The organism is Neisseria sp. P0022.S010, from assembly GCF_051956635.1.
The window spans coordinates 1-6778 of record NZ_JBQCXF010000149.1; the positions used below are offsets into that span (position 1 = coordinate 1).

7 protein-coding genes are annotated in these 6778 nt (G+C 48.8%); all 7 read right to left on the reverse strand.

Annotated features, from left to right (window positions below):
- Positions 1-141 precede the first annotated feature (141 nt).
- The gene (locus tag ACTHUT_RS12145; protein WP_440418836.1) at positions 142-1752 is read right to left on the reverse strand and encodes an NAD(P)-binding protein; all 1611 of its coding nucleotides are present in this window, start codon (positions 1750-1752) and stop codon (positions 142-144) included.
- A 241-nt stretch (positions 1753-1993) separates the two neighbouring features.
- Positions 1994-3214, reverse strand: a complete 1221-nt coding sequence (locus tag ACTHUT_RS12150; protein WP_250599920.1) for a DUF4178 domain-containing protein — start codon at positions 3212-3214, stop codon at positions 1994-1996.
- 6 nt (positions 3215-3220) lie between these two features.
- Positions 3221-3511 carry a hypothetical protein gene (locus ACTHUT_RS12155; protein ID WP_250599918.1) on the reverse strand — a complete coding sequence of 97 codons (291 nt, stop codon included), beginning with the start codon at positions 3509-3511 and terminating at the stop codon, positions 3221-3223.
- 87 nt (positions 3512-3598) lie between these two features.
- Entirely contained in the window at positions 3599-3982 is a 384-nt protein-coding gene (gene speD / locus ACTHUT_RS12160; RefSeq protein ID WP_250599916.1) for an adenosylmethionine decarboxylase, read from the reverse strand.
- Positions 3979-4125, reverse strand: coding sequence for a hypothetical protein (locus ACTHUT_RS12165; RefSeq protein WP_162837292.1), 147 nt, complete (start codon positions 4123-4125; stop codon positions 3979-3981). The genes speD and ACTHUT_RS12165 overlap by 4 nt, the downstream gene beginning before the upstream one ends.
- Position 4126: 1 nt before the next feature.
- Positions 4127-5647, reverse strand: coding sequence for a DUF4178 domain-containing protein (locus ACTHUT_RS12170; protein ID WP_250599914.1), 1521 nt, complete (start codon positions 5645-5647; stop codon positions 4127-4129).
- A 203-nt stretch (positions 5648-5850) separates the two neighbouring features.
- The coding region (locus ACTHUT_RS12175; protein ID WP_440418837.1) for an SPFH domain-containing protein at positions 5851-6778 on the reverse strand (928 nt) is incomplete at its 5' end.

A 6778-nucleotide genomic window follows, 5' to 3' on the forward strand; every position in this document is an offset into this window, starting at 1 on the left:
TTTTTTCAGCAGAGGCAAATGCCGCGCTCCCTAACCCTAAGGCAACAATCAGAGAAAAGCTCAAATATTTCATATAGTTTCCTTTTAGAATTGAAATTTAAATGCAAACAGATATTTAGCCCAGCATCCGCCTAATTCAAATTATCCCTGTCCCAACACTTTCCGTGCCGCTTCCACACCCCAATACAAAGCCTCTTCAAATACCGAATAGCTGCTTAAGTCACTGTGTGCAAATAATAATCCAGAATTTCGGTTTCTGATTTTTAATAAAGCCTCATCGCTTAAATAGCCGGGTTTCGGCACGCTCATGCCATGCCCGCGAACGGTAATGTCAACACGGGAAACGTGCCGCCAAAAGCCTTCGCCGTAAGCGGTAAGCAGATCTTGGGCGGCAAGCTGGAGCAACTCTTCGTCGCTTGCTTCAAGCAGCTGGCGGCGGACGACTTGTGGCGTATCGTGGTTAAGCGCGGCGTAGGCGGTAAAAATCGTGCGTTCAGGACGGGCAACCCGAATAAACTGGTTGGTCGCAACAACATAACCCAGCCCTTGGCTGCCATAAACCACGTTGTCCCACGCAAGTTCGCTGTTGTTTTTTTCTTTCGGGAAACTGTGCAGTTCAAAATTGGAAACCAGCCATGGCGCGTATTCTGGGATGTCCAGACCAAATTGTTCGGGAGATTCAATAATGTGGGAGGCAACCATCAGCGGCATGGCGGAGATAACGTGTTGCGCGGTGACGGCAACGGTTTCCCCTTTTGCATTATCACGCAACCACACTTCAATCCGGCCGTCTGAAAGCGGTTTGATTTTAACAGCGGAAGCATTAACTGAAGCAGGCTTCTCCAAACGGATATGATTTTCAGACGGCCATTGCCAGCCTTCCTGTAAACCGGCATGACGGCGCAGGTTTTCAGAAAGATGTGCCAAACCTTCGGGCCAAGTGAGGACGGTTTCCGCGCTGTTGCGGGCGGCAAAATAATGCAATCCGGCAAAGGCAGACACTTGCCCAATACCTTGCCCGTAATCGTCGCGGCAACAATAATCGAGATACCATAAAAGCTCGGGCGAGTGGTAGCCCTCCTGCTCAAGCCATTGTTTGAACGTCAGATTATCGAGTTTGCGCCATGTCTCATCGGCCGATGACAGCGCAATCGGAATGGCAAAAATTTTCTTACCGTCATTGCCGTAAACCTGTTTCAGACGGCCTATCAAATCAAAAAACCGTTTGGAGTCCGCATCTTCTTTCGGCAATAAATGTTCCACCCATTTATCCTGATACAAAAGGCGCGATTCGGGCGCATAGACCAAATCGGTTTCCCTAAAGCTGCCATCCGGCTGCAAAATACCGAAATCTGCCAGCATCTCGCGCACATACACGCTTTCTTTCGACGGCAAAGCCAAATAATGCGCACCGCTCGGCGCTTTCAGGCCGTCTGAAGACATATAGGCGGCATTGTTGCCATTGCGTTCAAACCCTTCTGCCAACAATACATCGCGGTGATTATGCTTCGCCAAATACCACAACACCCCCAAACCAGACGCACCGCCGCCGAGTATAAGCGTATTGCATTCATAACGACGAGCCGGCGCTTGCAACAACTCTCCGTCGCGCAACAAATGCCCCAACGGCAAGCCGACACGGTTAATAGAAACCGGCGGTTTGCGATTGAGGTATTTATAAGTCTGCCAAGAAAAAGCAGAGGCAGTGCCAAGCGCGGCAGTATAGCTGAGAAATTGACGGCGAGTTAGCATGTTTTATAAAAAGGTTGTCTGAAAAAATAAAAATAAAACGGTACAACGAGGTTAAGCAGGTCTCGCGTTATTTATGCCCTGCCGAATAACCATGATAGGAGCTGCCGGAATGCGATGAGTCGCTATCTTCCGCTTGGACATAGTTGAACAAGACGGTAAGAAAAATGATGAAAGCAAAGAAAATAATCGTCCCTACCCGTTCTTCTTCGTAATCACGATCGTTTTTATATCTGTCAGAAACTCATATCCATACCAACGCACACAGACTGACCGCTATACCAACTGGGCTACGTAGGTGCGGTGACAGCCAGGCCGGAAGGTTGACGATGATAAGAATCAGCATAGCAATGATACGGGCTACATTATCTCTACTCCCAACATTTCTATTGTCACCCTTCAGCCAGTAAGAGAGCATCTCCTTAGTATCAAAAGACAGGCCGAATGCCTTTCTCATTTGACGGTAAGACACAGGACTGCTTTTACTCCAGACTATTTCATCCTTGCTCTGCTCAGAACACAGAATGACATTCCGGCCATAACTTTTCTTGCCGCTATATTCCTTATAATGAAGCAAATCGCCTTGTTTGACTTTCCAATAAAACGCACCAGCCGCTGCCTCGACCTGCCCACGGTAATGATCAATCAACATTTCACCGGCAGGATTGCCACTTGAATCAAAGTCCGGCCATGTGTGTAAGGTTTCTGACAACCGCCAGCGTTTTCCAGACTTAATCAGCCAGGCAAACCCTTGCTGCGTGTTATAAAGCAGATATTCCGTCCAGTATTCAGACTGATTTTGGTTATAGGACGGTATCTCAGCAAATCTTACAGCCCCGATAATCAGATATTCTGTATCGTTCAGACGGCCTTTCGTACCTATGGAAAGTGTGAACAGGTTTTCTTGTTCTTTCCTTTGGGCATTTGCCTCCATCAACGCAACAGTATCTTTTGTCGTGTTCAAACTACTGCCGCAAGACTGACATAAAAGGAAAGAAGTAACACCACCTGGCCAATGAACAGGAGCGCCGCAATGTGGGCAGTTTTCAGAAAGAATCTCTCCTTTCAGACGGCCTGCACTTTCACGGATTTCATCATCACTGCGCTTATTTTCCAGCTTCAAACTGTCCAAACTGACTATGCGCCCGAAGTAGGAGTTCATTGGGAAAGTCGAATAATCCAAGGTCAAAAACAAATTGCCCTGTCGCCAGTCGCAAACCTCGCCTGTCGCTTGATTCCCAGATAAATTGAACGGCAACTCGCCTTGCGCATCGGTATTACAGTAATGTATGGTGCGGACGTCTGACGCAATAAAGGTTTGGCCATTAAAGATCAACGAACTGGAACCGGCTTTCACCGACTTAAAATTTTTCGGCCCCCGTCTCCTCTTCTGAGCCAGCAAACAAGTCATCGCATATAAATCGCCAACCTCGGAAAGCCAGCCGGTCTGCCCGTCATCAAACAAGACATACTATTCATTCCATGCGCCGACATCGTAATGCACCTGCAATCGCCCAATCAGCGTAAATTTCCGATCATCAAAAACGCCTCTCGTTCCAATCTGTAACGGACTGAAATCTTCCAGCAACGCAGAATCACGCCCTGCATTGGCAACAAAATATCCGCTCCTCCCCTTACCGCTTCTAGCAACCAGCATACTGCGGCAATGGCCACACACCAGCGTCACGGCAGTAGCGGAGTACGCCTCCACAGACGCACCACAGCTTGGGCAATCGGTTTTAAAAAAAGGCGTTTTTTCCATATAGTGTCAATATTTCAGTTTAAGCAGCACAAGGTTTAAGGCCGTCTGAAAACGGATTGAATATGCTTTCAGACGGCCTTATAGATTTTATTGTTCAACTAATGATTGTATATCGTCCAGTATACCTTCGCCACGTTGCACAACCGTCCAAACAGCCCTTTCAGCCGCCAACTCCCTGCACAAGATTTCCTTCACTTTTTCCAATTTCATACCGCCGCAAATAAATGCGTCTATAGCAGCGAAATGGTGTTCCGGCCAAGTGTGGATACTGATGTGGGACTCGGCGAGCAGTAAAACGCCGGTTACGCCGCCTGCGCCGCTGAAGGTGTGGAAATGTTCGGTCAATATAGTCGCTTCTGCTGCCTGTGCGGCTGCTACCAAAGCGGTTTTCAGACGGCCTTCATCTTTTAAGATGGCTTCATCGCAGCCGTATAAGTCTAATAGGCCATGGTTACCGGGGGCATGGGTCATTTATGGCCTCCGGAATAACCACTGCCGCCGTAATAACCGCCGGAGTGCATACGCGAGCCGTCGGAGTCGGAAGAGCCGTAGCTAATGATCATGGAGATGACGATGATGATGGTGCTGAAAATAATATAAGTGATTCTCGACATGTTAATCCTCGTCCTCGTCTTTTTTACCCATGGTCCACAACAACCAGCATCCTATAAAGATGACGGTAAGTGCAGTAGAGCTGTCACCGGTCAGAAGCGCAGGGAGGTTAACGACAACCAAGATGGCGGTCATTATGATTCTTAATGATTTATCAATACCGTCTGCCGCCATGTTTGCAGTGTAATGCGGAGCGCGGCTGGTCAGATTAAATGCATCCGCAATTTCCCGATAAGCAATGGGGGTACTTCTATTCCATGCCATTTCGTGACTGTTTAGTTCAGCACCAAGCTTACGGCTTTGTCCATCTCGATAATCGCTGTAATAATTCAAATCACCGCTTCGGACACGCCAATGGAAGGCTCCGGCAGCGACTTCTACCCTGCCTCCATAGTCATAAAGTTTGCCATAGCCTTGCGGTTGACGGTTGCGATCGAGGCGCGGCCAATCGTTCAAGGTTTCAGAAATATTCCAACCTTCATCAGCTTCAACCAGCCATAAGAAACCCTGAGTTGGGTTGTAAAGCAGATATTCCGACCATTGGCCTTCGGGTATGAGCACGCGGTTGGCGCCGTTGAACAGGTTGTCGAACGTTTCCTGTGCGTCAGTTTCGGCGTATCTGATCGCTCCCATAACGTAAAATTCGCGTTTTTTCAGACGGCCTGTCGAGCCGATAGGCAGAGTAAACAGCGTATTCTGCGACAAACGCAGATTATTGGCGGTAATAAGCTCCGCTTTATCTTTGCCGACTGCCAATTCGCTACCGCAACTTTGACAGTTCAGATGGGAAGTCAGCCCGTTTACCCAATGAATGGATGAGCCGCAGTTAGGACAGTTTTCTGAAGTAATACTGCCTTTCAGACGGCCTGCGCTTTCTTTAATTTCATCTTCGTGGCGCGTGTTTTCCAGCTTCAAATCATCTAGGTTTACCATCCTCCCGAAGAAAGCTTCGGGTGTTGTGTTGCTGTAATCGAGCGTGATGAAAAGGTTTTCGCAACGCCAGTCGGAAACCCGATTTTCTGTATCCTCTTTCAAAACAAACGGCAATTCGCCCTGCGCAGCCGCGCGTTTCAAGCTGATTTTGCGGACATCGGAGGCAATATAGCGCTTATCTTGAAAAGTCAGCTCGCTAAATCCGGCTCGCGTGTCTTCAAATTTCGGCGGATTATCGACTTCGACCGGCATGGTCATCACATACAAATCGCCCGCCTCTGAAAGCCACCCGGCCCTGCCGTCGTCAAATAGCGCATACCATTCATTCCACGCACCATCGTCGTATTGCACCTGAAGCCGTCCGACCAAGGTAAAACGTTGTGCGACAAATGTGCCGCTGGTTCCGATTTGCAGCGGACTAAAATCTTCCAGCAATGCGGAATCGCGGCCGGAGTCGACAACGCCGTTATCTTGCCGCACCAGCATGCTGTTGCAATAGCCGCACACCAGCGTCACAGCAGAAGCAGAATGTGCTTCGACAGGTGCGCCGCAGCTTGGGCAGTCGGTTTTGAAGAAAGGAGTTTGAGACATGGATTTGCTTTTCCAGAATGGGTTGGAGTGTTTCAGACGGCCTTAGCGTTTATATCAACTGGTTTTATCAATGATTTCAGATTAGAAACAAACCAAATCGCCGAACAGACTCAATCAAATGATTCAAAAGGCCGTCTGAAACCTTTTCACAGAAGCAGCTCAACGCTTCTTTGAATGATATTTTTCAGACGGCCTTCAATTGATTAACCAATCAACTGTTTCAACACTTCAGCCTTGGCTTTATCAAAATCTTCTTGCGAAATCAAACCGCCATCCAGCAAAGACTTGAGTTTCATCAATTTCGCCTGCGGATCTTCGGCAGCCGGCTGAGCATTTTGCTGAGCCTGTTGCACATTCGGCTGCATCATGCCTGACATGGCACCCGCCATCGCCTGACCAATACCAGCACCCACGCCCAAGCCTGCACCGATTCCGGCAAGTCCGCCTTCATTTTGTGCCGCAAGCGGGATGGATTCGGCGGTTTGATATTGGGTGTAGCGTCCCAAATCGCCGATAACGCCCATCGAAATTTTCTTATCCAACGCAGCCTGAATAGACGCAGGCAAGGTAATGCTTTCAACAGTGAAATTTTCTAACGCCAAACCCAGCTTGGCAAATTCCACACCGAGCAATTCGCCGATTTTTTGCGACAGCAAAACTTGGTTCGCCGCCATATCCAAGAATGGGATACCGGAGCTGCCAAACGCGGCCGCCAATTGGGTGACTGCAATATTGCGCAGCTGGTTTTCCAAGTCTACACCGCTGTATTGCGCCGCCACGCCGCTGACTTCTTTGAAGAATTTTGCCGGATCGCTGATGCGGTAAGAATACATACCGAACGAACGCAGTTGCACCGCGCCAAACTCGGCATCGCGCACGGTAACAGGTTGGGATGTACCCCATTTTCGTGCGAGCTGTTGTTTGGTATTAAAAAAGTAAACATCCGATTTAAACGGGGATTCAAAGAGCTTGTCCCAGTTTTTCAAGTTGGTCAGCACTGGCAACGTTTGCGTATTAAGCGTGTAACGCCCCGGACCGAACACGTCGGCGGTCACGCCTTCATCGACAAACATCGCCATCTGCGCCTCACGCACAGTCAGGCTCGCACCGTTTTGGATCTCCTCATCGGCA

What these genes read in the sequence shown, in the direction of transcription:
- speD (WP_250599916.1), bottom strand. Translation starts at nt 3,982, where the DNA reads ATGACCCATGCCCCCGGTAACCATGGCCTATTAGACTTATACGGCTGC.
- ACTHUT_RS12170 (WP_250599914.1), bottom strand. Translation starts at nt 5,647, where the DNA reads ATGTCTCAAACTCCTTTCTTCAAAACCGACTGCCCAAGCTGCGGCGCA.
- ACTHUT_RS12145 (WP_440418836.1), bottom strand. Translation starts at nt 1,752, where the DNA reads ATGCTAACTCGCCGTCAATTTCTCAGCTATACTGCCGCGCTTGGCACT.
- ACTHUT_RS12165 (WP_162837292.1), bottom strand. Translation starts at nt 4,125, where the DNA reads ATGTCGAGAATCACTTATATTATTTTCAGCACCATCATCATCGTCATC.
- ACTHUT_RS12155 (WP_250599918.1), bottom strand. Translation starts at nt 3,511, where the DNA reads ATGGAAAAAACGCCTTTTTTTAAAACCGATTGCCCAAGCTGTGGTGCG.